The following is a 2,794-nucleotide window of genomic DNA, read 5'->3' on the forward strand; positions in this document are numbered from 1 at the left end:
TCTATTCAGACAGGAATATACCGTGGATAAATATCAAGCAGCTTATGCTAAGCGTCTAGAGAAACTAAATGGGGATCCATCTCCTAAAACGATAGCCCGCCTTTCGGCTTGGGATGCGTTTTTTAACAAGGAGTACGAGCTCCAAGACTTGGAATACCAGCTATCGGACGCTGCGCACCAGCACTATGAACAGTCGCATGCGAAGAGCGACATTAGCTTCAAAGAATTCAAACGAGCGTTCTATTATGAATCCATCAAAATTTACAATTTAACTGATGGCGCTTCTATCCAGAAAGTATTCACCCCATTACTTTTGCTTACAACGCTCTGGATAGTGTTTGTATGCCTATTTAACAAGTGATCATCAAACTATTCCAACAACGATCAGTATGGGACGACAGGTATGGCTCTATGTAAGGGGGCTAATTGGCTCGGTCTCCTTCACTAAATTAGCGACTCAATTACCCGCAATTCCATAGGCTAAAAGTGACAAGGGCATCCGTTGATGCCCTTTTTATTCAAAGGAACGCAACCTAGACCTTTGGCCCACTTGGGTATAAAACCATTATGCGTTAAGCTGCACGCTATTATCCGATTGATAAAGAGTGGAGCGAAGTGATGGAAAAAGTAGGCTCTCGAGCATTGATTGTCGAAGGTGGAGCCATGCGAGGCGTATTTTCATGCGGCATACTCGATCATTTTCTTGCTAGCGAGTTCTCTCCATTTGATAGCTTTTGGGGAGTGTCTGCGGGTGCTAGCAACTTGGCTGCCTACTTAGCTAAAATGCCCGGACGTAACTTAAAAATCTACCTCGATTACAGCTTAAGAAAAGAATTTATCTCTCCATCTCAACTTCTACGTGGTGGTGATATGATGAACTTAGACTGGATGTGGAATGTCACCCTCGAAGAACTTGGCATCGATAAATCTGCGCTCAAAGCCGATTCACGAGCTTTCTTTTTAGGCGTGACGCGTCAAGACAATGGGCAAGCGGAGTACCACCTTCCTGATGTCGACGACTTGGCAGAAACAATGAAAGCCAGCAGCGCACTGCCTGTACTTTACCGAAATGGCGTATCACTGAACGGAATTAGATACGTTGATGGTGGCGTCTCAGACGCACTTCCTGTTGCAGAAGCAATAAAGCGAGGAGCCAAAAAGATTATGGTTTTACGCAGCCAGCCCGCAAGCTATCAAAAGCCAAGAGGAAGATTCAGCGCCCTAACTAGGAGGATGTTGAAAGAAACGCCCGGATTAATTGAACCGATGTTGACACGTGAAGTTCGCTACAATCAGACCTTAGCGCTGATCAACAACCCACCACCTGGTATCGAAATCATTCAAGTGTGTCCTCCTGAAACATTCAAGTTGAAACGGCTGAGTCGATCGCCAGCACCACTGCGTCATGCTTATGAGTTAGGAATTGAAGCAGGAAAGGAAGCCATCATACGATGGAGTCAGAAGTAGAAAAAAGCCACGTGGATTAAACGTGGCTAACGCAAATTCGATGGCAGTGGATTATCGTATTTGCTTCTGGTCGAGCCCAATATTCAGGCTCAAAACTGTTTTAATTTGCTCGCTAACTGAAAAAGCGAGTAGGCAGTCCAAACTAGTAAGTTTCAAACAACCCAGAGTTGTAATCTTGGATGGCTTGTTCTATCTCTTCCATGCTATTCATGACAAAAGGGCCATAATGCACCACGGGTTCATTAATTGGCTCACCAATAAAGATCAGTGCACCACTCTCTTTTTCGGCCTGCAATTCAACCCATTCACCTTTCGATAAAATGGCCATTTCGCCTTGATTGATCTCACGACCTTTTAATTGAATACGACCTTTATAGACATAGAGCATCATGTTGTTGTCTTGATCCGTGTTCAAATTCAAAGCTTGCCCCCCCATCGCTCTCCAATCGGCTACCGTGGCAGCAACACCTGTCTCTGTTAGCGGCCCCTGAATTCGTTCGTTGTTTATAGTCATATGACCCGCAATCAAACGTACAACCCCCGTATTCGGAGTATCAAACTCAGTGATCGTTTCAGGTTGAAAGTCATGATATTGAGCTGGCTGCATCTTATTTTTCGCAGGCTGGTTAATCCAAATTTGGAAACCATGCAATTCGCCTTCCTTCATAATAGGCATTTCGCTATGGATGACGCCTCTTCCTGCCGCCATCCACTGTGCACCACCGGAACGAAGCTCACCAACATTATCCATATGATCACGATGCTGGAAATGACCTTTCAACATATAAGTAAGCGTCTCAATACCTCGGTGCGGATGCGGAGGGAAACCGCCGATATAGTCAGCGCGGTCTTCTGATTTGAGTTCATCCATCATCAAAAATGGAGAAAAACTAGCATGATTGAAACCCGCTACTCGGCGAATTTTCACTCCATCACCATCAGCAGTAGGTTGCGCAGGAATAAGCTGACGAATTTCTCTGAATGTACTCATACTAGTTCTCCTAGTTTATCTTTGTGACCGCTTGCAAATCGCATGTTTAATCTATGGCTATCTATAAGGTTCTATTTTAGGTTGATGAGCTAAAATTATGAGCCATACTATTCGTTCTACTTATTCAACTTTTTCGAACAATACAATTTATCGAGTTAATAATGAGCACATTTAATTTATCTAAAATAAATGTAGCTATTTTCTAAACAAGGTGTATAGTGTGCCTTGGCTCTTAGAAGAGAGCTGTTAATGCAACATTTAGTTTAAGTTTCCTCTCAGTAAAATCTTGAATCCCCAATTCAGACACCTGCGTACAACTTCCTCTTGATTGAACAT

Annotated in this window: 3 protein-coding genes; 2 read left to right on the forward strand and 1 reads right to left on the reverse strand. The window is 43.6% G+C overall.

Features of this window, described 5'->3' with window-relative positions:
- Positions 1–22: 22 nt before the first annotated feature.
- Entirely contained in the window at positions 23–361 is a 339-nt protein-coding gene (locus CAG68_RS19510) for a hypothetical protein (RefSeq protein ID WP_053304554.1), read from the forward strand.
- A 257-nt stretch (positions 362–618) separates the two neighbouring features.
- The gene (locus CAG68_RS19515; RefSeq protein WP_054729310.1) at positions 619–1,467 is read left to right on the forward strand and encodes a patatin-like phospholipase family protein; all 849 of its coding nucleotides are present in this window, start codon (positions 619–621) and stop codon (positions 1,465–1,467) included.
- 142 nt (positions 1,468–1,609) lie between these two features.
- On the opposite strand, the gene CAG68_RS19520 is transcribed toward CAG68_RS19515, so the two are convergent.
- Entirely contained in the window at positions 1,610–2,458 is an 849-nt protein-coding gene (locus CAG68_RS19520; protein WP_017635146.1) for a pirin family protein, read from the reverse strand.
- Positions 2,459–2,794: the final 336 nt, after the last annotated feature.

The organism is Vibrio sp. V42_P2S4T144 (assembly GCF_009904715.1).
GTDB lineage: Bacteria > Pseudomonadota > Gammaproteobacteria > Enterobacterales > Vibrionaceae > Vibrio > Vibrio alginolyticus.